A 21,168-nucleotide genomic window follows, 5' to 3' on the forward strand; every position below is an offset into this window, starting at 1 on the left:
TCTCCCCCGTCAGGGGCTGAGAGCGGCCGCCACGTAACCGGACCGGCCGCCGGATACACAGAACTCCTGACACTCCCGGCGGCTACGGGAACCGGCTCCCTGTTGGGCGCGATCGAATCGCTTCGGACAAATGCCGGTCGCTCGTTGCGGCATTTGCCCAGAAGATCGCCGGCGACCTGGGCCTGGCACTAGCGCGGTCGCGTCTAGGCTGATCCAGAACGGCCTCGGAGACCCGAAACGCTGCTGGCACACGCCGTCAAACGGGTCGCCATGCGGGTGTCGCCATCCACGTGGGCGGAGGTCGCCCTGGGAGTGGCAGCGGTCGCGGCGGACATGGGCTGTATACCGCCGGGATTCGGACTGACGCCGACACCCGCTCGAAAGGTACGGTCTTCCGCAATCGGCCAGAGACCGGTCGTTTGTAGGACAGTACGAAAGCCTACACCAAGGTGACTCGCGTAGGACCGCTTACGGCGCCGGATCGGATACCTTGCCGACCAACTGCTTCAGAAGTTTCTCAGCTCTCTTCAATCCCTCATCGGTGAACGCGACCAACTTCGCTGCGCGAGCTGCTGGAAATCGTCGAGCTGCTTAAAGAGCGCAACATCGCCCTCGCCTCGCTCGAGGATATGACCGACACCTCGTCGGCCGCTGATGAACTCGTCTTCCATGTCTTCAGGGCCATCACCCAGTTCGAGCGTTACCTCATCGCCGAGCGAACTCGCGACGGTATCGCCGCCGCCCGCGCGGAGGGCAAGAAGCCCGGTGGGCCCGGCCTCGATCGCGAGAAGCTACAGGCCGCGCTGACGCTCGTCGGGAGCGGCATGTCACCCACCAAGGTCGCCAGACAGGTCGGACTGGGCCGATCGACCGTCTACCGAGAACTGGCCGCCATCACCGAAGGCGGACCCGAGATCGATCGTCCTTTTAGCGTACAATCCTGCAGAGACTCCCACGCGATCCCAAAATGAACAATTCAGCAGCAAAGATTGAATACGCCCACACCTCCACCGCAGATGAGAACCTCGACGCCCAGGTTCAAGCCATGCGATGAGATACCGTCCCGGCTGGATTCCGCGTGGACACGGGCGCTGGTTCGGGCCTTGAGCGCCTGCATCCCCGCCCGTTCGAAGGCCTCGGCAATTACGTTTCCCAAGCCCTGATACAACACGTTCCCATTCGCTGCCCCTCCCACCCGGATCGCCAATCGTAAGTCAGCCTCGGGAAACAGGATAGCTCAATGCGCGGAAACGATTTCTGGCACCCGACGAACCGATACGTGAGGGCGACCGATCGGGACCCAAGCAGCGCCGGGCACCGCAGAACGACCATCTTTGCTGTGGACGCCGAGAAGGACGCCGTCTCGGCCATCGCCTCGTCGCCCGGAACATCGAACCTATTTCGCCAAAGCGCATTGAACTCGCGGCAGCCGAACGGCACGTGCAATATCCAGCTACCAAGGAGTTTCGTGATGTTGAGAACGATCACTGCCGCTGCGATTGCGGTAGCAGGTCTGTCAGGCGCGGCCATCGCGCAGGGCGATGAGGTCCTGCACGTCGGCATGTCGGGCGGATACTTCCCCTTTACCTTCGTGCGTCAGGACGAATTGCAGGGCTTCGAGGTGGACGTGATGAACGCCGTCGGCGAGGAAGCCGGCCTCGACATCGTGTTCGAGACCATGTCCTTCTCGGGACTCGTCGGCGCGCTCGAAGCGGGTCGCATCGACACGATCGCCAACCAGATCACCATCACGCCCGAGCGTGAGGCGGCCTTTGCCTTTACGCAGCCCTACGTCATCGACGGCGCGCAGGTGGTCACGAAGGATGGCAACGAAGAGATCGAGGGCGTCGAGGATCTGCGGGGAAAGACGGTGGCGGTGAATCTCGGCTCGAATTTCGAGCAGCTCCTGCGCGACCTGCCCTTCGCGGACGAGATCGACATCCGGACCTACGAATCCAACATCGAGCAGGACACCGCGCTCGGGCGCGTGGACGCCTTCGTGATGGACCGGGTCTCCTCGGCGCAGGTTATCCAGAATAGCCCGCTGCCGCTGCAACTGGCCGGCGAGCCGTTCTCGGAGATCCGGAACGCCCTGCCCTTCCGAGACGACGAGAACGGGCATGCCATGCGCGACCGGGTCGACGCCGCGCTCTCCGCGCTGAAGGAGGACGGCACCCTGCGGGAGATCTCGCAAAAGTGGTTCGACAGCGACATCACCACGTCCGCGTCCGAGTGACCTGACCGATGCGGGGACTCGACCTCGACTACATGCTGGGGCTGGTGCCCGTCATCCTCGGCTACGTGCCGCTGACATTGTTCATGGCGGCGGTCGCGATGGTTTGCGCGCTCGTGCTGTCCTCGCTCCTTGCAGTGGAGCGGGTGGTCCGTGTGCCGGGGCTGGACTGGCTGGTGGTGCTGTTCATCAGCTTCTTCCGCGGTACGCCGCTCTTGGTGCAGCTCTTTCTGTTCTACTACGGGCTGCCTCAGGTCGTGGCGTTCCTGACGCAGATCAACGGCGTGACGGCGGCGATCATGGGGCTGACGCTACACTTCTCGGCCTACATGGCCGAGGCGATCCGTGCCGCGATCACCGGTGTCGACCGCTCCCAGTGGGAGGCCGGGCAGTCCATCGGCATGACGCAAGGACAGATGATGCGCCGGATCGTTCTGCCGCAGGCAGGCCGGATCGCGGCGCCGACGCTGGTCAACTACTTCATCGACATGATCAAGGGCACGTCGCTGGCCTTCACCCTCGGCGTGACCGAGATGATGGGCGCGACACAGAAGGAGGCCTCGGGAAGCTTCCTCTACTTCGAGGCGTTCCTGGTGGTGGCGCTCCTGTACTGGATCATCGTGGAGACGTTGAACCAGGGCCAGAAGCAGCTCGAGATCCGGCTCAACAGGGCGTACGCACGATGATCTCGATCCGCGGCCTTACCAAGCGGTTCGGTGACACCGCGGTCCTCGACGCGATCGACCTCGACATCTCGGATGGCGAGCGCGTCGTGATCATCGGTCCCTCGGGCACCGGCAAGTCGACGCTGCTGCGCTGCCTGAACTTCCTCGACCGCCCCGATGCAGGCCGCGTCGAAATAGGTGACGTGCACGTCGATGCGGCCCGCGCCTCGAATCGCGACATCCTCGCACTGCGTCGCGCCACGTCTTTCGTGTTCCAGAACTACGCCCTCTTCGCCAACAAGACGGCAAAGGATAACATCATGGAGGCCCTCGTCACCGTGCAGGGCCAATCGCGGGCGGAGGCGGAGCGACGCGCGCTCGATGTATTGGGCCAGACAGGGCTTGCCGAGAAGGCGGACAGCTTTCCCGCGGCGCTCTCTGGCGGGCAGCAGCAGCGCGTCGGCATCGGCCGGGCGATGGCCATCGGCGCCGACCTCATGCTCTTCGACGAGCCGACCTCGGCGCTCGATCCCGAATGGGTCGGAGAAGTGCTCGACCTCATGCGGCAGGTCGCCGAACAGCGGCAGACCATGCTCATCGTCACCCACGAGATGCAGTTCGCCCGCGAGATCGCCGACCGTGTGCTCTTCATGGAAGGCGGCCGCATCGTCGAGGAAGGACCGCCAGATGCGATCCTCGACGCGCCGCAAGACGAGCGCCTGCGACGATTCCTGCGCCGAACAACGACCTGATGAGGGTCCAACGCGGCGCTTATGGGCGACGATCCGAAGGCACGCTGACCCACCGGCGCGGTGATACGTTCCGTTCAATATTTCTGCTGCTGGCAACCATCCCAATCGCGACGCCGTCGGCGGGCGGGCCTTCAGCCTTCGGCCGCTATCGTTCCCCCTCGATAGACCCTGCCCTTCCGACCCCAGATGCCGAAGATGCTGGCCCCGAGATCAAGGTTTCCGCGCAGGTAGCGTTTGGTGAAGGCTCTGAGCGCGCCGCCGAAGTTCCAGATCGGCTTGGTCGAATGCGCCTAGTTGCGGTCGATGACGATGACTGACAGCATCGCCCGAAGCCAGCCCATGGTTTCGACCGCCGCCTCGAAGGCCGACGGCCGCGCCTGCGGCGACGCCATCGCAGACCGTGGAGCGAAAGCGATCATCCCGCCCCGCCGGAACGCAAAGCCCTGGAAGACGGGCAGCCCGGGGCGGGAGCGAGGAACGAGGCCCTGCGCGCCATCGAGCGCCTCGGCCGAACGCTCTGGCGCAAATGGTCCGGCTACCGTCGACGGAGCCGCGTCGAGACCAGGATGAGCTGCATGAACCGAAGGTCCGCGAAGCGAAACTGCTCGGCCAAAGGCGCATGTCCCGGACTTCGACCGTCAGATCGCCGAGATCCAAGTCCGTATCGCCATCCTCAACCGCTTCACAGCGCCCGGCATCCCCGTCACGAAGCCCGTCGGCTGACGTCAAACGGGGAAAGGGGAAAGTCCGTCCGTCAAACGATTTGCGCAACAGAGCCCCGCGACGAACATCCGGCCGGGTTCGAGCCGCTCCGAGGATTGACCCCGCATTCGAATCTATCCGTGTTTACGTTCCTGAACCATTCCCCGATGGAAAGCATCCGCGCCATCCGCGCGTCGAAGGACGGGCGCGGGGTCATCCAAGCTGGGGGGAAGAAGATGAGCACGGTCGATCTCATGGACTATGCCGGCGTGGCGCTCTTCGCCGCGACGGGGTCGCTGGCGGCCTCGCGCAAGCAGCTCGACATCATCGGCTTCCTGTTTCTGGGCGCGGTCACCGGGATCGGTGGCGGAACCGTCCGCGACCTCATCCTCGGCGTGCCGGTGTTCTGGGTCGAGCAGCATCTCTACATCCTGGTCTGCGCCGCGACCGCCATCATCATCTACTTCACGGCCCATTTTCTCGAATCGCGATACCGGCTGCTGCTGTGGCTCGATGCCGTGGCCTTGGCGGCCTATGGCGTCTTCGGAGCTTACAAGGGATTCATCGTGACCGAATCCGCGACCGTCGCCGTGGTCATGGGCATGATCACCGGCACGCTGGGCGGCATCTTCCGGGACGTGCTGGCCCGCGAAGCCTCCGTCCTTCTGCGGCAGGAGATCTATGTGGCGGCTGCGATGGCGGGTGCGGTGGTTTTCGTGACGGCCTATGGCGGAGGGATGTCCCGCTCGTTGGCCGTCGGAACCGGCTTTCTCGTCGCCTTCGCGGTCCGTGGCGGCGGGCTTCGTTTCGGCTGGACCTTGCCCGCCTACAAATCCCGGCCCGGGCGTCCTCCCGGGAACCTGTACTGACCCAGCGGCGCCAGCTCCAGGGTCGTTCAGACACTGTCGTCAACGGCTCCTGCGGTTCGATCAACTGATCGAAGTCGCGGATCATTGCCTTTGAAGATCGATGAGAACTCAGGGCTGCCCCGAAGTCCCGCCGGAAAGTCGCACTTCCTGTAGCACTCACCGCCTAGGTGTTTGATCCCACGGTTTGATGGTGTGATCCTTTCGAAGGAATGGAAGGAAGCCCTATGGGACAGGTTCGTCACGGGAGCGCCACGACCACGTTCGCCGTCAGAGCTGCAATACAGCGATCGCAAGCTTCGCTCGCGCAGCTAAGCGGCGAGTTGGGGATCAATCCCAAGACGGTCGCCAAGTGGCGGAAGCGGGCGACAGTCGAGGATCTGAAGACCGGCCCAAAGGAGCCGCGCTCTACGGTTCTGACCGAGGCAGAGGAGGCAATGATCGTCGCGTTCCGGCGTCACACGCTACTGCCGCTGGACGACTGCCTTTATGCCCTGCAGCCGACGATCCCGCACCTGACGCGCTCGGCGCTGCACCGGTGCCTGCACCGGTGCCTGCAGCGGCATGGCATCTCACGCCTACCGGACGTCGAGGGGGACAAACCAAAGCGGCAGAAGTTCAAGCGCTACCCGATCGGGTTCTTCCACATCGACATCGCCGAGGTTCAGACCACGGAAGGAAAGCTCTACCTCTTCGTGGGCATTGACCGAACCAGCAAGTTCGCGGTCACACAGCTCGTCGAGAAAGCTGACAGGAAAACGGCGTGGGAGTTCCTCCAGCATATGCTTGAGGCGGTGCCCTATCACGTCCACACGATCCTCACAGACAATGGCATCCAGTTCGCCGAGCAGCCGCGGAACAGGAACACGATCCTCTCCCGGCCGATGCGTTTCGACATGATTTGCGAAGCCAACGGGATCGAGCACCGGCTCACCAAGCCCAACCATCCCTGGACCAACGGCCAGGTCGAACGGATGAACCGGACGATCAAAGACGCCACCGTAAAGCGCTATCATTACGACAGCCACGACCAGCTGCGCACGCACCTTGGCGACTTCATGGCAGCCTACAACTTCGCTCGCAGGCTCAAGACCCTCGGCGGCCTCACGCCCTACGAATATATCTGCAAAATCTGGACATTAGAGCCGGATCGATTCATCCTCAATCCGATCCACAAAATGCCGGGACTGAACACCTAGCTAGTTCACGGGGCGCAGCGACCATGGCGGCTGTATGGTCGGGCGGCGCAAGTTAGCGAAAGTCGAGCCGTTACCTCCGTCGCTGCCACGTGTTGTTCTAGCCCCGTGATCCTGTCATGCCTCGGATCGGCTCTGGACGTCACGCAGGCAGGCCTTCGGATGACGGACGACTTCGCTCCCTCTCGAACATCCCGGGATGTCACGTCGGATCGGCGTTACTTCTTATGAACATCTACCATTTCGTCGCGCTGATCCTCGTGACGGTCGGGCCGGTCCTTGCGCTCGCCCGGGGAATGGGCCTGCCGCCCTCGCTTGTTCTCTTCGGCGTCGGCTTGCTGTCGACGGCCCTGCCCGGCCTTCCCGACGCGCCGATTGATTCCGAGTTACTGCAGTCCCTTTTCCTTCCGCCGCTCCTTTACGCCTCGACAGTCAGGGTCTCGTGGCACCTTTTGCGGTTCACGTGGGTTCCGGGCCTGCTCGTCGGCGCGTTCATGGTGCCGACAACGGTCGTGGCGGTGGCGTCCGTCGCGCTTGTCGTCCTGCCGGGCCTGTCGTGGACGACGGCGCTGCTGCTGGGTGTCGTGACCGCAGTCTTCGACACCCGTCTTTTCCACGAGGCGGACGGCCGCCCGCACGTGCCACGCGCACTGTCCGACAGCCTGAAGGCGCGCGAACTGGTGGCGCGGCTCCTCGCTCTGGCCACCTTCGGGCTTCTGATCGACACAGCGCAGGAGAGCCGCTTCGCTCCGCTCCGTCTCCTCGAACATTATGTCCTCGACCTCTGCGTTGGCGTCGCCCTGGGCATACTGATCGGCCGCGCCATCGTCCGTCTCAGGACCCGCATCGATCCGGCCCCCGTGGAGATCGCCGTGTCCATCGTCACGCCTTATGCGGCTTCACTCGCGGCGACCGCGCTCGGCGTGTCGGGCGTGGCGACGATCACGGCGGCGGCCCTCGCCGTCTCCGCGGTCCGGGTAGACCGCCGCTCCGGCGCCCCGATCTCGTCCTCGGAGGCGCGGATCAACGCCGTGGCCTTCTGGGAAGAGGTGAGCCTGATCGTCTCCAGCGTGCTTTTCCTCCTTGCGGGGCGCGCCCTCCCGCAGGCGCTCGCAGGCCTGGATAATCAGCCTCTGCCGCACGTCGCGGCCGCCGCCGTTGCCATTCTCGCGCTCGTACTCGTCGTCCAGTTCGTCATGTCCTGGTTTTCGACCGCGGCGCCGCCGATAAGCCGGTTCCTGTCCCGGCGCCGTCCGGAGGGCACGTCGCGTGTCCCGGTGGCCGGCGTGATGGCCTGGTCCTCCACGCGGTCGGTCATCGGCCTCGTCCTCGCTCTCTCGCTGCCGGAGGCGCTCCCGGACGGTACGCCTTTCCCGGATCGCGACCTGATCCTGGTGATCGGTGCGCTCACCATCGTGGGGTCCATCCTCCTACAGGGCCTGACCCTGAACCGGGTCGCGACCTACGCCTCGCTGTCGACCGGCGAGGAGCAGTCACGCGAGGAGGCCGCAGCCCGGCACGCCACGGAGGGCGCGCTCGCGCGGCCCGGAGCGGAACACGCGAACGGGTTCGACGCGGCGCGACAGGCGCTCCTCCGGCTTCGGGAGCAAGACCGGATCGGGGACGAAGTCCTGATCGAAATGCTGCGGGAGGTCGACCTGGCCTCTCGGGCGGAAGAGGACGAGTCACTGCCGGGCGCGGGCCCGCCGAACCCGTGACCTGAAGGCGTACTGGCCATTTTTCTCTCTGCCGCGTCGATGGTCGCGTGAAGCGTTCGGTCAAATGTGCAGCGGAACTCGCCCGTGCGCCAAATTGATCTGCAACGGAATCCACCGCAATCGGGAAACCGAACCGTCCCGCGTTTGTCGGAGGTGATTTCGGTTGGTTTCTACGCTGCCATGCCGGCGGTCTCCAGCGTGTCGTTGCAGACCGCTTCGGCTTCGACCGGCGGGACGTGCCCGATGGGATCGACGCCACCGTGGCGGCGGGTTTCGTGACCGACCCCGAGGATTCGACCGTGGCCGACAAGGTGGATTTCGCGACCTTCCCCGCCAAGGAAGGGCTGGACAACCGCGGCAACTGGCTCTGGGCCTGGTCGCTGGGCATTCCGTCCTCGTCGGATGCGCAGGACGCGGCCAAGGATTTCGTCGCCTGGGCCACCTCGCAGGAATACACCCAGCTTGTCGCCTCCGAGCGGGGCTGGCGCAACGCGCCTCCGGGCACGCGGGAATCGCTCTACGCGACTGAGGAATACCGGTCCGCCGCCCCCTTCGCCGAGATGACGCTGAACGCGATGCAGGCGGCCGACACCCAGAACCAGTCTGTGCAGGAGACGCCCTATTCCGGCGGTCAGTTCGTCGCCATCCCCGAGTTCCAGGGGATCGGCACGGCGGTCGGACAGGTGATGTCGGCGGCGCTGGCCGGGCAGAGCACGGCCGAGCAGGCGCTCGCGCAGGCCCAGAGCCTGACCGAGCGCGAGATGAGCCGCGCGGGATATTTCGACTGACGCGAGACCAAGGCCGGGACGGCGCCCGTCGTCGCCCCGATCCCTCCCCTTCGGTAGACAGGTGAGCGCATGGCGACCCAGCATTCCCGCGCAGCGGCGCGACTGATGATCTCTCCTTCGGTGATCCTGCTTCTGGGCTGGATGCTGATCCCGCTGGGGATGACGCTCTATTTCTCCTTTCTGCGCTACAACCTGTTGATGCCCGGCGAAAACCCCTTCGTGGGCTTCGAGAACTACTCCTATTTTCTGAGTGATCCCGCCTTCAAGACGGCGCTGATCAACACGCTGCTGCTGGTCGGTGGCGTGCTGCTCATCACCGTGATCGGCGGCGTGCTGCTGGCGCTCCTGCTTGATCAGGAGATGTTCCTGCCCGGCATCTGGCGGATTCTGGTGATCGCGCCGTTCTTCGTCATGCCCACCGTGTCGGCGCTGGTATGGAAGAACATGTTCATGAACCCCGTGAACGGACTCTTCGCGCATCTGTTCACCGCGATCGGGTTGCAGCCCTTCGACTTCCTGTCGACGGCGCCCCTGGCCTCGATCATCGGGATCGTCGCCTGGCAATGGCTGCCCTTCGCGACGCTGATCCTGCTGACGGCGATGCAGAGCCTCGACAGCGAGCAGATCGAGGCGGCCGAGATGGACGGGGCGAGCGCCGTCTCGCGCTTCATCTATATCGTGGTCCCGCATCTGGCGCGCGCGATCACCGTGGTGGTGCTGATCCAGACGATCTTCCTGCTGTCGATCTTCGCCGAGATCCTCGTGACCACCAACGGCGGGCCGGGCGTCGCGTCGACCAACCTGACCTATCTCGTCTACGCCGAGAGCCTGCTGCGCTTCGACGTGGGCACCGGCAGCGCCGGCGGGGTGGTTGCGATCATCCTGGCCAATATCGTCGCGATCTTCCTGATGCGGATGATCGGCAAGAACCTGGACGCCTGAGGAGGACCGCACATGGCGCGTGCCATCACACCTGGCCGCAAGGCGTTCAACACGGGCGTCGCGGCGATCATCGGCCTGCTAATCTTCTTTCCGATCCTGTGGACCTTCCTGACCAGCTTCAAGACCGAGACCGCCGCCATCGCGGACCCCCCTATCTGGTTCGCCTTCGATTGGACGCTTCAGAATTACGGCGACGTGCAGGAGCGATCGAACTATTTCCGGCATTTCTGGAACTCGGTCATCATCTCCGTGGGCTCCACGGCGATAGGCCTGATCATCGCGATCCCCGCGGCCTGGGCCATGGCCTTCGTGCCCGGAAGGCAGACCAAGAACGTGTTGATGTGGATGCTCAGCACCAAGATGCTGCCGCCGGTGGGCGTGCTGGTCCCGCTCTTCCTGATTTTCCGCGACTGGGGCTTGCTGGACACGCGCACGGGCCTGGTGGCGGTTCTGATGCTGATCAACCTGCCGATCATCGTGTGGATGCTCTACACCTATTTCAAGGAGATCCCCGGCGAGATCCTAGAGGCCGCGCGGATGGACGGCGCGGGGCTGAAATCCGAGGTAATCTACGTTCTCATGCCGATGGCGGTGCCGGGCATCGCCTCGACCATGCTTCTCAATATCATTCTCGCCTGGAACGAGGCGTTCTGGACGCTGAACCTGACGGCCGCCAATTCCGCGCCGCTCACCGCCTTCATCGCCAGCTACTCATCGCCCGAGGGTCTGTTCTACGCCAAGCTCAGCGCGGCCTCGACCATGGCCATCGCGCCGATCCTCATCATGGGCTGGTTCAGCCAGAAACAGCTCGTCCGTGGCCTGACTTTCGGCGCGGTCAAATAGGGAGACCTGTCCGATGGGACGCATCACTTTGGAAAAGGTGCAAAAGAAGTTCGGCGAGGTGGAGGTGATCCCGCCGCTGGACCTGACGATCGAGGATGGCGAGTTCGTCGTCTTCGTCGGCCCCTCGGGCTGCGGCAAGTCCACGCTGCTGCGTCTGATCGCCGGGCTGGAGGACGTGTCGGGCGGCGAGATCCGCATCGACGGTGAGCCGGCCACCGACCTGCCGCCGGCCAAGCGCCGGCTGGCCATGGTGTTCCAGTCCTACGCGCTCTACCCGCATATGTCGGTGCGCAAGAACATCGCCTTTCCGATGAAGATGGCCGGCATGAGCCAGGACGAGCAGAAGAGCCGCATCGCAAAGGCGGCCGAGGTGCTGAACCTGACCGATTATCTCGACCGCCGGCCCGGCCAGCTTTCGGGTGGTCAGCGCCAGCGGGTGGCCATCGGGCGGGCCATCGTGCGCGAGCCGGCCGCCTTCCTCTTCGACGAGCCGCTGTCGAACCTCGACGCGGCGCTGCGCATGGGAATGCGGCTGGAGATCTCCGAGCTGCACAAGCGGCTCGACACCACGATGATCTACGTCACCCACGACCAGGTCGAGGCGATGACCATGGCCGACAAGATCGTGGTCCTGCGCGCCGGCAATATCGAGCAGGTCGGCAGCCCGCTGGAGCTCTACAAGACCCCGCGCAACATCTTCGTCGCGGGCTTCATCGGCAGCCCGAGGATGAACCTGATAAACGGCGCCGTCGCCAAGCGCCACGACGCGGCCACCATCGGCATAAGGCCCGAACATCTGGACGTGGTGGACCAAGGCGGCAGTTTTGCCGGCAAAATCGGCGTGTCGGAGCATCTGGGCTCGGACACCTTCTTCCACGTCCATGTGGACGAGATGGAAGAGCCGATGACCGTGCGCGCCGGCGGCGAGGTTGGTTTACGCCACGGCGACACCATCCATCTTGAGCCGCAACTCGACAAGATCCACCGCTTCGACGCGCAGGGACTTCGCATCGCATGAACCGGCTGGAAGGGAAATCGGCGCTCATCACCGGCGCCGGCCGCGGCATCGGCAGGGCCTTCGCCGCCGCCTACGTGCGAGAGGGCGCGCGCGTGGCGGTGGCCGACATCAATCCGGGCACCGCCGAGGCCGCAGCGGAAGAGATCGGCGAGGGCGCCTATGCGCTGGAGCTCGACGTCACGCGTCAGGACAGCATCGACGCCGCCGTCGCCGCGGTGGCCGCGCGGGCCGGCAAGCTCGACATCCTGGTCAACAGCGCCGCCCTCTTCGACGCCGCGCCGGTCGTGGACATCACCCGCGAAAGCTATGACAAACTCTATGCCGTCAACGTCGCCGGCACGCTCTTCACCATGCAGGCCGCTGCCCGGCAGATGATCGCCCAGGGCGGGGGCGGCAAGATCATCAACATGGCCAGTCAGGCGGGCCGCCGGGGCGAGCCACTGGTGCTGGTCTATTGCTCGACCAAGGCGGCGGTGATCTCGATGACCCAATCGGCGGGCCTGAACCTGATTAGCCACGGCATCAACGTGAATGCCATCGCGCCGGGCGTGGTCGAGGGCGATCACTGGACGCATGTGGACGCGATGTTCGCCAGGCTCGAGGGCAAGTCGCCCGGCCAGAAGAAGGCCGAGGTCGAGGCCGGCGTGCCGGCGGGCCGCTTCGCCGTGCCGGGCGACATGACCGGTATGGCGATCTTCCTGGCCGGGCCCGAGTCCGATTACGTCGTGGCGCAATGCTACAATGTCGATGGCGGCCAGTGGATGAGCTGACCCGAGGAGGTTTCATGACCGTCCCGCTTTCTCTCGCGACCCTGCCGGATCTGCCGCCAGCCATCCGCGGACCCTCCTACGCGCGGGACGATCTGAGCCCCGGCATCGTCCATATCGGCCTGGGCAATTTCCACCGCGCCCACCAGGCTTGGTATCTGCACCAGCTGATGGACCAGGGCGCGGCGCATGACTGGGCGATCCTCGGCGCCGGGGTCCGCGCGCCCGATGCCGCGATGCGCGAGCGGCTTCTGGCGCAGGACTGCCTCAGCACGCTGATCGAGCTCGACCCGGCCGGCATCTCCGCCGAGGTGACGGCGCCGATGATCGACTTCCTGCCCGTCGAGCCGGACAACGCCGCCCTGATCCGCGTCATGTCGGACCCGGCCATACGCATCGTCGCGCTCACCGTCACCGAGGGCGGCTACTATCGCCGCGCCGATGGCGCCCTCGACGATCGACACGTCGACATCCGCCACGACGCGGGCAACCCGGACACGCCGCGCACCGCCTTCGGCGCCATCTTGGCCGCCCTGCGCGCCCGCCGCGATGCCGGCCACCGCCCGTTCACCGGCCTTTCCTGCGACAATCTGCAAGGCAACGGCGCCGTCCTGCGCCAGACCGTAACCGGGCTGGCGCGGCTCTCCGATCCGGATCTCGCCGACTGGATCGAGGCCGAGGCGCGTTTCCCCAACTCGATGGTCGATTGCATCGTGCCCGCCACCGGACCCAGGGAACTTGAGCTGGTCCGCGCGCTCGGCATCGCCGACGACGCCCCGGTCACCCACGAGAATTTCCGCCAATGGGTGATCGAGGACGATTTCTGCGACGGACGCCCTGACTGGGACCGGGCCGGCGCGACCTTCTCGGACCGCGTGCATGATTACGAGGTGATGAAGATTCGCATACTCAACGCGGGACACCAGCTTCTGTCCAATGCCGGCGAGCTTTTGGGCAGGGAGACGATCACCGACTGCATGACCGATCCGCTGATCGCCAGCTTCTTCCGCCGTGTCCAGTCCGAGGAGATCGCGCCGCAGGTCGGCGCCGTGCCCGGCATGACGCCTGCCGCCTATGCCGAACGCATCGCCGAACGGTTCGCCAACCCCCGGATCTTGGACACCGTGCGCCGCGTGGCCTTCGACGGTTCGTCGCGCCATCCGGGCTTCCTGCTGCCGATGATCCGCGAGCGCATCGCCGCCCGCCGGCCCGTGGAGGGTCTGGCGCTGGCCGAGGCGCTCTGGTGCCGCATGTGCGCCGGCACCCGCGAGGACGGGAGCGCGATTTCGTCCAACGATCCGCATTGGGAGGCGTTGGCAAGGGCCGCGTTGGAGGCGAAGGCCCGTCCCGCCTCGTGGCTGGAACAGGAATGGGTCTATGGCGACCTGGCCCGGGAGCCGCGACTTGCCGAACCGTTCGGGCGCTGGCTGCGCCAGATCTGGACGGATGGGACCGGGGCGGCGCTGAAAGCCTATGTGTAACGAACCGCAAACGTCGTGATCCGTTCTTCGAGCTGGTTCTTACCCGGATCCAGCGAGGCCTGCGAACGCTGACTTTCCAGCGCAAGACGGCCGTCGATCATTTGGCGCCGCGTGACGATGATCTCCGTGCTTCGTGCCATCGTCTCCGATGGCAACGCCATCGGTGCGGGCGTCATGACGGCCGCGAATTTGGCGAGATCCTCCGCGTCGACCCCGTCGGTCTTGGCGAGGCGGCCGCGAAGGTCGGCGAACCGCCTTGTGCGGCAAGAGTTCGCTATGAGCGGATAGCTGGACTTCCAATCTACGAGACACTCAGCATCTCGGGTTCGATCCCACGCTTGATCGCGCTTTCACGGACGGCTTCCTGCAGCGTCGGGCTTCTCTTGAGAAGCTTCCTGAACCGCCCTTCGTCGAGCATCAGAACCACCCCCGGGGTGATGGCGCGGACCTGGGTGCGCCGCGGACGTTTGCTCAGCATCGAAAGCTGACCGAACATCTCCCCCCGGCCAAGCCGATGACGGTGACCGGCGGTTTCGGTTTCCGCCGCGCCCGACGCGATGAAAAAGACAGTTTCGGAAGGTTCATCCTTGCGAAGGATGATCTCGCCGGCGCTCACGTAGCGCGTGAGAAGAGCTTTGCTCAGCCGATGCCGGACTTCGTCGTCCAGCTCCGCGAAGAGGGGAAACTGCCGGACGAGTTCCGCCTTCTGAACGGCCAGGTCGAGCGCAGGCCGCGCTTCCACAGCGCTGCGCATCGCCTGGATCTGCTGCAGGAGAGAATGGTGCAGCTCCTGTCCGATGAGCCCGTCCTCACGCAGTGCTTCGTATTCCCGTTCTTCGACCCGGAGCGCGGTCCGGCGGATGAGGCGCCGCTCCAGCTCTTCGGCGTAGCCGGGGTATTGGAGGCGCAAACCCTCGAGCGCCTGCTCGACCTCTTCGGAGCGCCGTTCCAGCAGTTCGTGAAGCAACTCCGCTACCCTGCGCCCGTGGATGCGGCGGATACGCGTGTCGATGAACGTATGCAGGTCCCGCAGGATCAGGCGCTGGCCGAGAAGGAGTTCGAACCGATCCGCGGTCAATTGCGCAAGCAGGCCCGGGACACGCAGGCGGTTGTGAAGCCAGATCGCAAATCTGAAGCGGGGACCGAACTCGAGACTTCGTCGCGAAGCGCTCCGGTAGCCGATCCGCCCGCCCGTGCGCGTCGTCTCGATCAACCGGTCCGCATTCGCCAGAGCCTGCTCCGCAAGCCGATTGGAAATGGACCTTTCGCGGAACCGTTCCAGGATCATGTCGCGCTCCGCACCGGCGAGCGCGATGAGACCGAGGGTAATCCGGTCGCGGACGAGGATCTCTTCGCCGTCTTCCGCCGCCTTCATCGCCTCGTCGAGGCGGGTGGCAAATGTCTTGGCTTCCGACCGCACGATGTCACGAGACAGGCCGTAATTCTCGGTCGCGGTTGCCACGTCTTCCCGGACGCTCTGGAGGGCAACGGCGATGACCTGATTGGAGAGTGCCGTGTCGACCGGGCCGAGACGGTCGAGCCCTAGCCGGCCGATGACCCAACGCAGCGTCGTGCCCTGCACGATGAGCGTGAAGAGCACGAAGCCGGTCGCGAGGATGCCGACGAGGCGTTTTATCTCCGGCAGAACCTGAACGCTTTCCGTTACCGCCAGCGCCAGCGCCAAGGTCACGGCCCCGCGCAGCCCGCCCCACAGGATCGCGATACGGTACGGCCGCGCGATGCGTGGAGACAGGCGCATCAGCGACAGCAGGGGCATCAGACCGGAGACGATCACGGCGCGCGCGAAGATCGCCGCACCGATCACCGTGAGCAGCAACATCAGATCGCTAGGCCGGATATCCTCGAGGAGACGCGGGATCAGCAGCGCGGCGAGCACGAAGATAAGTGCGCCGGACCAGTGCGCCAGGAGATTCCAGACCTCCCGGAGATTGGTCCATGTCTGCGGCTGCAGTCGCCCCGGGCCCGTGAGGTTCAGTGTAAGACCAGCAGTGACCACGGCTATCACGCCGGAGGCTCCGACAAGCTGTTCGGCCGAAATAAAGCCCAGATAGGGCAGAGCGACAGAAATGGAGATCTGTGCCAATTCGTGCTGCGAGAACCAGCTCATGGTCCAGACGGCGATCCGTGCCGTGATCCAGCCGACGAGCGCTCCTCCGAAGAGAAGCACCGGAAACCGGCTGAAGGCATCTGCCAGCGACGGGTCCGCCTCACCGAAGCGGACGAAGGCGAGGAACAGGCCGAACAGCGCGATCGCGGCGGCGTCGTTCAGGAGGCTCTCGCCTTCGATGATCCGGCCGAGGCGCCGCGGTGCCGACAGGCTCCGGAAGATACCAACGACTGCAGACGGATCGGTCGTGGAAATGATGGACCCCAGCAGAAGGCAGGCGACCAGGGGCAAGGCGCTGGCCCAGAACAGGGCGTAGCCGACAGCAAAGGTCGCAACCACGACGGCCACGATGGCGAGGACGAAGATTGGCACGGCATCGTCGAGCATTCGTCGCAGGTTCATTCCGAGCGTCGCCTGGAACAGCAATGTCGGCAGGAACACGTAGAGGAAGACGTTCGAGCGGATCGGAAAGGTCAGGATCGCGCTCGCGATCGGGTTCAGCGTGTCCGTCAAGTCGGTGCGCAGGAAGTAGACCGCTCCCGAGGCAATCATTATGCCGATCGCAGCGAGGATGACGCTGTAGGGAAGTCGAAGTCGCGCCGCCAACGGCTCGGCAAGACCGATGACGAGGAAGAGCGAGGCGATAATCGCGGTGATTACGACGATGTCCATGGTCTCCGATTAGTGGAGACGGACCCTGGCGTGAATAACGCAGGGCCATCAGGCTGCCGGAATCGTCTTCTCCGTACCGATCTTTTTGCCCGTAGGGCTCAGATGAGAACGGCGGTGAGAAAGTCGGCCGCGGTAGCGACGGGATGATCTCGCTGCGGGCGGCGTAAGAGTCGGCCACTTTTGCCCTTTCTGGCAGCAGGGAGGCGGGGGTATTTTCACCGTGGAACTGTATCGGAAGGTGCGACACGCCTATTTCAGGCAGGGCATGAGCAAGCGGGCCGTCGCCCGACAGTTCGGGATCTCGCGCGACAGCGTGGACAAGATGATCGTCTACTCGGTGCCGCCGGGCTACCGAAGGACGGCACCGGTCAAGCGTCCGAAGCTGGACGGGTTCACCAATGTCATCGATCAATGGCTGCGGGAGGGCGCGGATCGGCCTTGCAAGCAGCGGCACACGGCGAAGCGTGTCCTTGACCGGCTGCGGGATGAGCATGGGTTCACCGGCGGATATACCATCATCACAGGCTACCTGCGAGAGCATCAGCGGCGTGGCCGGGGGATGTTCGTGCCGCTGCGCCATGCGTTCGGCCATGCCCAAGCGGACTTCGGCGAAGCGCTGGTGGTGATCGTCGGTGTCGAGCGAGACAGGCGCACTTCTTCGCCTTCGACCTGCCGCACAGCGACGCCTGTTACGTCCGCGCCTACCCGGCGGCGGTGGCGGGGGCGTGGGCCGGCGGTCATCGCGATGTCTGGATCAGGGGCTATGTAGACCGGGTGGTCATCGGCTGCGGCGGCGACGTTAGGGGACTGTCAGGAATCTTGTGTGCGAGGCCATGATGATGGAACGAAGAGGAGCATCACATGGCAATCGAGAAGGATCTGCTGGACCAGCTTCTGGCTGACCGCGACCCGCAGGACCTGTTTGCGAAGGACGGGCTGGTCGATGAGTTGAAGAAGGCGTTGTCCGAGCGGCTTCTGAATGCCGAGCTTGACGAGCATCTGGTCGGCGATGCCGGTCGGGTGGCGGGCAACCACGGTAACGGCGTGTCGAAAAAGACGATGCTGACGGGCACGTCGAAGGTGACGCTGGTATCCCGCGTGATCGGGACGACAGCTTCGATCCGAAGCTGATCGCCAAGTATCGGCGGCGGTTTCCCGATTTCGACGAAAAGGTCATCTCGATGTATGCGCGCGGCAGGAGCGTGCGCGAGATCGGGATGCATCTCGAGGAACTCTACGGCATCGACGTGTCGCCGGACCTGATCTCGGCGGTGACCAACGCGATGCTGGAGGAGGTGGCGGAATGGCGGAACCGGCCTCGCGACACTTGCTATCCGCTGGTTTTCCTCGATGCGATCCGGGTGAAGATCCGCGACGAAGGCTTTGTGCGAAACAAGGCGGTCCACATCGCGCTCGGCATTCTACCGGACGGCACCAAGGACATTCTCGGGCTGTGGATCGAGCAGACCGAAAATGCCGGATTCTGGCTGCGGGTGATGAACGAGCGGAAAGCGCGTGGCCTGGGCGACATCCTCGTCGCCGTCGTCTCCTCTCGTGCATCGCTGCGCGATGCCCTGCCGGGCAATGGACGGCCTGAAGGGGGCTCCGCCCGTTCTTGCCTCAAACCGTCCCCCGGACGGTTTGCCGCCTGCGGCGAACCGGCGCGAACTCCCGAAGCGATCAATGCCGTGTTCCCCGACGCTGTGGTCCAGACATGCATCGTGCATTTGATCCGTCATTCGATGAACTTCGCCAGCCGGAAGGACCGCAAGCAGGTCGGAGAAGGCGCTCAGGGCCGTCTACCGGGCCAAGGACGCCGATGCAGCCGCCTTGTCACGGGACGCCTTCGAGGACGGCCCGTGGGGTACGAAATACCCCGCGATCGACCCCGCATGGCGGCGGAACCGGGATCCGGTCATCCCGTTCTTCGCATTTCCCGAGGGTATGCGCCGGATCATCTACACCACGAACGCCATCGAGGCGCTGAACTCGAAGCTGCGACGGGCGGTGCGCGCACGCGGCCACTTCCCCAATGACGAAGCCGCAACGAAGCCGCTATACTTGGCTCTCGATCGCGCGGCTCAGGACTGGAAACGCCCGCCCCGGGAATGGACCGAGGCAAAAAACCGAATTCGCCGTCATGTTCGGCGAGAAATTCGTCAGCCAATGACGAGAACCGGCCTCGCACACAAACTATCCGACAGTCCCTCACGCCGGAACCGGCCATGTCGGTGAAGTCGGACAAGCCCATCCGGCCCGGCTCATGGGTCTGGCGGAAGATCACCTCCCGTTTCGGGTCGTGCCGCGCGCGCCACTGGCGAATACGCCGCTCCAGCGGACGCCGGACGCCGGTTGAAAGACCGGGATACCGACGCGTCAACTCCTCGAAGACCTCTCCACCCACAAGGTGCCCGCCGCGGCGGACGCCCCGGGCCGGGCAGGCTGCTGGTTCCTGTTCCTCCCGGCTTACTCTCCAGACCTCAATCCCATCGAGATGGCCTTCGCCAAGTTGAAGGCCCATCTCCGCCGGATCGGAGCGCGAACTTTTGATGACCTCATCATCGCTCTCGGCGCCATCTGCGGCCTCTTCGACGCGGATAAGTGCCAAAACCACCTCCGTCATGCAGGCTATGCGCCCACGTAAAAGGTCCGATGCTTTAGATGGCACAGTAATATCCCTCATTAGCAGAGCAACGACGAGATCAGAATGGAATGGCGTGTAGGCCTCGCTTACGTTCAGGCGTATGTCCGCCCCTTCTCCGATCCGCTACCGAATGACGAACTGGTCAGCCGTAAGCATCTGGGGGGACTGTCTGACAGCTTTCTGGCGGCAGTGATACGCCCGCCCTTATGGCCGCTCTTACGTTCAGACCCGGGATTGAAGTTCTTTCCGCGGCGGATGGCGTGCGGCGCCGGCACTGGAGCGATGCGGACAAGCTGCGGATCGTGAAGGAGAGCTTCGTCGGGCATCGCCAGGCCAGCGCCACGGGGTTTCCCGGTCCTTGTTGACGACATGGCGGCGGTAATTTCGAAGTGGTGAACTCCGGGCAATGCGCACGCCGATGTTCACGCCGGTCGCGATTGCTGCGGCGACGCCGGCATCGGCCATCGAGGCGTCCCGGGCGTCGAGCCCGGAGAACAAGTTTGAGATCGTTCTGGGGAACGGGCGGTGCCTCGTGGTGCCAATCGACGTGGACCCGGAGGCGCTGGCGCGGCTGCTTCCGGTTATCGACGGCCGATGATCGCTTTTCCGTAAGCGTCCAGTCTGACCGCCCTTACCCGGTGGCATTCCAAGGCAGCAGGTCATCCACGCGGGTGATCTTGTAGTCGGGGATGCGGGCGAGGGTATCGGCGAGCCAATCTTGAGGATCGACGCCGTTGAGCTTGGCGGTCTCGATGAGGGTGTATGCGATGGCGGCGGCGCGGCCGCCGGTGAGCGAGCCGACGAAGAGATAGTTCTTTCGGCCGATAGCGACGGATCGCATCGCACGTTCGGCCGTGTTGTTGTCGATCTCGAGGGAGCCGTGGTACAGGTATGGCCTGAGCCGTTTCAGGCGGGTGAGGGCGTAGCGGATCGCCATGGCCAGCGGCGACTTCCCCGAGATGGATGGCAGCTGGAGGTGTAGCCAAGCCTCGAGGTCGTCGAAGATCGGCGCCGCACCCGCTCGCCGATCTCCTCGCAGAGCCGCGACACCTGGCTCTTCGACGTGATGGCGCAAGGAGTTCGGTGGACTGAAGACCGACCAGGTGAAGCGGCTGAAGGAACTCGAGAAGGATCGAGCCATTGCGGTGCCATTGGTTCAAGCCCAATGGCGAGGGAGCGGCTGCGGAAGGCCGTTTCCGATCTGACGATCGAGAAGCTGATCCTTCGGGGGCTGCCTCGGGAAGCGAAGGTCTGCGTCAGCAAAACTTCTGAGCCCCGCCCGCCGCCGTGCTTGCGTCGATCACGTTCGGCAGAAGTTCCGCATCTCGGAGCGCCTCGCTTGCCGCGTTCTCGGACAGCATCGCTCGACGCAGCGAAAGATTCCGCGAGGACGAGCCGACGAGGACGCCCTGACCGCGGACATCGTGGCGCTTGCGTCTCAATACGGGCGCTACGGCTATCGCCGGATCGCGGCCATGCTGCGGGATGCCGGCTGGGTCGTGAACGTGAAGCGCCCCTCTCGGCAGATTTGCGTTGCAAATCGCCTGCCGGGCAACGGTCGAGCGGATCTGGCGGCGGGAGGGGCTGAAGGTTCCCCGGAAGCAACCCAAGAAGGGTTGGCTCTGGCTGGGTGACGGGTCCTGCATCCGTCTGCGGCCGGAGCGACCGAACCATGTCCCCCTCTTGTCTTATGCATTTCCCAGCTCCCGGTTTATTTTGGGAGCGGCCACGCGGATTGCGCATGTTCGCGCGG

General features: G+C 64.6%; 17 protein-coding genes and 7 pseudogenes. 19 read left to right on the plus strand and 5 right to left on the minus strand.

The genetic code is table 11. The features are described from left to right. The first annotated feature begins 569 nt into the window (after nucleotides 1-569). The 4 genes from Q1B08_RS19025 (at nucleotide 570) to Q1B08_RS19040 (ending at nucleotide 3,650) form a co-directional block, all read left to right on the plus strand. Nucleotides 570-971: a recombinase family protein gene (locus tag Q1B08_RS19025; RefSeq protein WP_299822340.1), complete on the plus strand. Its 402-nt coding sequence runs from the start codon at nucleotides 570-572 to the stop codon at nucleotides 969-971. A gap of 500 nt (nucleotides 972-1,471) precedes the next feature. Further along, nucleotides 1,472-2,236 carry an amino acid ABC transporter substrate-binding protein gene (locus Q1B08_RS19030; protein ID WP_299822308.1) on the plus strand — a complete coding sequence of 255 codons (765 nt, stop codon included), beginning with the start codon at nucleotides 1,472-1,474 and terminating at the stop codon, nucleotides 2,234-2,236. A gap of 8 nt (nucleotides 2,237-2,244) precedes the next feature. Then, entirely contained in the window at nucleotides 2,245-2,919 is a 675-nt protein-coding gene (locus Q1B08_RS19035; protein WP_299822310.1) for an amino acid ABC transporter permease, read from the plus strand. Further along, on the plus strand, nucleotides 2,916-3,650 hold the full coding sequence (locus tag Q1B08_RS19040; protein WP_299822311.1) for an amino acid ABC transporter ATP-binding protein: 735 nt from the start codon (nucleotides 2,916-2,918) through the stop codon (nucleotides 3,648-3,650). Before Q1B08_RS19035 ends, Q1B08_RS19040 begins: the two co-directional genes overlap by 4 nt. Before the next feature lie 290 nt (nucleotides 3,651-3,940). Here Q1B08_RS19040 and Q1B08_RS19045 read toward each other — a convergent pair whose 3' ends face one another. Beyond that, on the minus strand, nucleotides 3,941-4,069 hold the full coding sequence (locus tag Q1B08_RS19045; RefSeq protein ID WP_299822346.1) for a hypothetical protein: 129 nt from the start codon (nucleotides 4,067-4,069) through the stop codon (nucleotides 3,941-3,943). On the opposite strand from Q1B08_RS19045, the pseudogene Q1B08_RS19050 reads away from it, so the two are divergent. From Q1B08_RS19050 to Q1B08_RS19095, 10 genes and pseudogenes are all read left to right on the plus strand, one after another. Further along, a pseudogene (locus tag Q1B08_RS19050) lies at nucleotides 4,017-4,373 on the plus strand (transposase); the annotation flags it as partial. The gene Q1B08_RS19045 and the pseudogene Q1B08_RS19050 overlap by 53 nt on opposite strands. Before the next feature lie 215 nt (nucleotides 4,374-4,588). Continuing rightward, on the plus strand, nucleotides 4,589-5,221 hold the full coding sequence (locus tag Q1B08_RS19055) for a trimeric intracellular cation channel family protein (RefSeq protein ID WP_299822313.1): 633 nt from the start codon (nucleotides 4,589-4,591) through the stop codon (nucleotides 5,219-5,221). 224 nt (nucleotides 5,222-5,445) lie between these two features. Next, the gene (locus Q1B08_RS19060; protein WP_299822315.1) at nucleotides 5,446-6,417 is read left to right on the plus strand and encodes an IS481 family transposase; all 972 of its coding nucleotides are present in this window, start codon (nucleotides 5,446-5,448) and stop codon (nucleotides 6,415-6,417) included. Between the two features lie 224 nt (nucleotides 6,418-6,641). Beyond that, on the plus strand, nucleotides 6,642-8,132 hold the full coding sequence (locus Q1B08_RS19065) for a cation:proton antiporter (RefSeq protein WP_299822318.1): 1,491 nt from the start codon (nucleotides 6,642-6,644) through the stop codon (nucleotides 8,130-8,132). A gap of 248 nt (nucleotides 8,133-8,380) precedes the next feature. Continuing rightward, a pseudogene (locus tag Q1B08_RS19070) lies at nucleotides 8,381-8,920 on the plus strand (extracellular solute-binding protein); the annotation flags it as partial. A gap of 69 nt (nucleotides 8,921-8,989) precedes the next feature. Then, a complete protein-coding gene (locus Q1B08_RS19075; protein WP_299822320.1) occupies nucleotides 8,990-9,862 on the plus strand; it encodes a sugar ABC transporter permease in 873 nt (290 codons plus the stop codon). A gap of 12 nt (nucleotides 9,863-9,874) precedes the next feature. Beyond that, entirely contained in the window at nucleotides 9,875-10,705 is an 831-nt protein-coding gene (locus tag Q1B08_RS19080; RefSeq protein WP_299822322.1) for a carbohydrate ABC transporter permease, read from the plus strand. A 13-nt stretch (nucleotides 10,706-10,718) separates the two neighbouring features. Continuing rightward, nucleotides 10,719-11,723: an ABC transporter ATP-binding protein gene (locus tag Q1B08_RS19085; RefSeq protein WP_299822324.1), complete on the plus strand. Its 1,005-nt coding sequence runs from the start codon at nucleotides 10,719-10,721 to the stop codon at nucleotides 11,721-11,723. Further along, nucleotides 11,720-12,493 (plus strand): L-iditol 2-dehydrogenase, encoded by a 774-nt coding sequence (locus tag Q1B08_RS19090; RefSeq protein ID WP_299822326.1) that lies wholly within the window; start codon nucleotides 11,720-11,722, stop codon nucleotides 12,491-12,493. Before Q1B08_RS19085 ends, Q1B08_RS19090 begins: the two co-directional genes overlap by 4 nt. 14 nt (nucleotides 12,494-12,507) lie before the next feature. Further along, a complete protein-coding gene (locus Q1B08_RS19095; RefSeq protein ID WP_299822328.1) occupies nucleotides 12,508-13,971 on the plus strand; it encodes a mannitol dehydrogenase family protein in 1,464 nt (487 codons plus the stop codon). On the opposite strand, the gene Q1B08_RS19100 is transcribed toward Q1B08_RS19095, so the two are convergent. Beyond that, nucleotides 13,962-14,147, minus strand: coding sequence for a hypothetical protein (locus Q1B08_RS19100; RefSeq protein ID WP_299822331.1), 186 nt, complete (start codon nucleotides 14,145-14,147; stop codon nucleotides 13,962-13,964). The two genes, Q1B08_RS19095 and Q1B08_RS19100, sit on opposite strands and share 10 nt — an antisense overlap. A 125-nt stretch (nucleotides 14,148-14,272) precedes the next feature. Further along, complete coding sequence (locus Q1B08_RS19105; RefSeq protein WP_299822334.1) at nucleotides 14,273-16,771, minus strand: cation:proton antiporter; 2,499 nt, start codon at nucleotides 16,769-16,771, stop codon at nucleotides 14,273-14,275. A 265-nt stretch (nucleotides 16,772-17,036) separates the two neighbouring features. On the opposite strand from Q1B08_RS19105, the pseudogene Q1B08_RS19110 reads away from it, so the two are divergent. Together Q1B08_RS19110 and Q1B08_RS19115 are read left to right on the plus strand one after the other, a co-directional pair. After that, nucleotides 17,037-17,512 (plus strand): annotated as a pseudogene (locus Q1B08_RS19110) (IS21 family transposase); the annotation flags it as partial. Nucleotides 17,513-17,632: 120 nt separating this feature from the next. Continuing rightward, nucleotides 17,633-18,941, plus strand: a pseudogene (locus Q1B08_RS19115) (IS256 family transposase). Nucleotides 18,942-18,995: 54 nt separating this feature from the next. Here Q1B08_RS19115 and Q1B08_RS19120 read toward each other — a convergent pair. Continuing rightward, nucleotides 18,996-19,163, minus strand: a pseudogene (locus tag Q1B08_RS19120) (IS21 family transposase); the annotation flags it as partial. Here Q1B08_RS19120 and Q1B08_RS19125 point away from each other — a divergent pair. Continuing rightward, nucleotides 19,137-19,415: a transposase gene (locus Q1B08_RS19125; protein WP_299822343.1), complete on the plus strand. Its 279-nt coding sequence runs from the start codon at nucleotides 19,137-19,139 to the stop codon at nucleotides 19,413-19,415. The pseudogene Q1B08_RS19120 and the gene Q1B08_RS19125 overlap by 27 nt on opposite strands. Before the next feature lie 406 nt (nucleotides 19,416-19,821). After that, nucleotides 19,822-20,013 (plus strand): hypothetical protein, encoded by a 192-nt coding sequence (locus Q1B08_RS19130; protein ID WP_299822337.1) that lies wholly within the window; start codon nucleotides 19,822-19,824, stop codon nucleotides 20,011-20,013. Nucleotides 20,014-20,046: 33 nt separating this feature from the next. Here the strand turns inward: Q1B08_RS19130 and Q1B08_RS19135 are convergent. Further along, nucleotides 20,047-20,442 (minus strand): annotated as a pseudogene (locus Q1B08_RS19135) (transposase); the annotation flags it as partial. A 40-nt stretch (nucleotides 20,443-20,482) separates the two neighbouring features. Between Q1B08_RS19135 and Q1B08_RS19140 the strand changes: the two are divergent. Then, a pseudogene (locus tag Q1B08_RS19140) lies at nucleotides 20,483-21,092 on the plus strand (IS3 family transposase); the annotation flags it as partial. Nucleotides 21,093-21,168: the final 76 nt, after the last annotated feature.

The sequence above is a fragment of the uncultured Jannaschia sp. genome (genome assembly GCF_947494025.1).
GTDB lineage: Bacteria > Pseudomonadota > Alphaproteobacteria > Rhodobacterales > Rhodobacteraceae > Jannaschia.

Excerpts from the sequence above, each read along its gene's own strand:
- Q1B08_RS19030 (WP_299822308.1), top strand. The coding sequence starts at position 1,472 with ATGTTGAGAACGATCACTGCCGCTGCGATTGCGGTAGCAGGTCTGTCA.
- Q1B08_RS19035 (WP_299822310.1), top strand. The coding sequence starts at position 2,245 with ATGCGGGGACTCGACCTCGACTACATGCTGGGGCTGGTGCCCGTCATC.
- Q1B08_RS19040 (WP_299822311.1), top strand. The coding sequence starts at position 2,916 with ATGATCTCGATCCGCGGCCTTACCAAGCGGTTCGGTGACACCGCGGTC.
- Q1B08_RS19045 (WP_299822346.1), bottom strand. The coding sequence starts at position 4,069 with ATGATCGCTTTCGCTCCACGGTCTGCGATGGCGTCGCCGCAGGCGCGG.
- Q1B08_RS19055 (WP_299822313.1), top strand. The coding sequence starts at position 4,589 with ATGAGCACGGTCGATCTCATGGACTATGCCGGCGTGGCGCTCTTCGCC.
- Q1B08_RS19060 (WP_299822315.1), top strand. The coding sequence starts at position 5,446 with ATGGGACAGGTTCGTCACGGGAGCGCCACGACCACGTTCGCCGTCAGA.
- Q1B08_RS19065 (WP_299822318.1), top strand. The coding sequence starts at position 6,642 with ATGAACATCTACCATTTCGTCGCGCTGATCCTCGTGACGGTCGGGCCG.
- Q1B08_RS19075 (WP_299822320.1), top strand. The coding sequence starts at position 8,990 with ATGGCGACCCAGCATTCCCGCGCAGCGGCGCGACTGATGATCTCTCCT.
- Q1B08_RS19080 (WP_299822322.1), top strand. The coding sequence starts at position 9,875 with ATGGCGCGTGCCATCACACCTGGCCGCAAGGCGTTCAACACGGGCGTC.
- Q1B08_RS19085 (WP_299822324.1), top strand. The coding sequence starts at position 10,719 with ATGGGACGCATCACTTTGGAAAAGGTGCAAAAGAAGTTCGGCGAGGTG.
- Q1B08_RS19090 (WP_299822326.1), top strand. The coding sequence starts at position 11,720 with ATGAACCGGCTGGAAGGGAAATCGGCGCTCATCACCGGCGCCGGCCGC.
- Q1B08_RS19095 (WP_299822328.1), top strand. The coding sequence starts at position 12,508 with ATGACCGTCCCGCTTTCTCTCGCGACCCTGCCGGATCTGCCGCCAGCC.
- Q1B08_RS19100 (WP_299822331.1), bottom strand. The coding sequence starts at position 14,147 with ATGACGCCCGCACCGATGGCGTTGCCATCGGAGACGATGGCACGAAGC.
- Q1B08_RS19105 (WP_299822334.1), bottom strand. The coding sequence starts at position 16,771 with ATGGACATCGTCGTAATCACCGCGATTATCGCCTCGCTCTTCCTCGTC.
- Q1B08_RS19130 (WP_299822337.1), top strand. The coding sequence starts at position 19,822 with ATGCGCACGCCGATGTTCACGCCGGTCGCGATTGCTGCGGCGACGCCG.